The 263-nt window shown below is 58.9% G+C and carries 1 protein-coding gene; it reads right to left on the reverse strand.

The window, feature by feature from the left end:
- On the reverse strand, nucleotides 1-263 hold a 263-nt coding region (locus tag AC0IYH_RS32110), incomplete at both ends, for a TRAP transporter large permease subunit (protein WP_471838356.1).

Here is a 263-nt window from a genome sequence, read left to right on the forward strand (position 1 = left end):
GAGCAGGATCATGAAAATCATGGCGGTGGTGATAGCGGTGCCGAGTAACACCTCCTTGAACTCACCGAGCTTCATCTTGCCCAGGGTGAAAGCGAAGAAACCAGTGCCTACGGTGCCAATTGCCGCGGCTTCGGTGGGGGTGAACCAGCCACCATAGATACCACCGAGTACCACCAGGAAGATCAGCAGTACGGGCCACACGCCTTTCTGCGCGACCAGCCGTTGCTTCCACGTCGCACGTTCTTGCGCCGGGCCAGAATCGG

This window comes from Pseudomonas sp. AC463, from assembly GCF_979253585.1.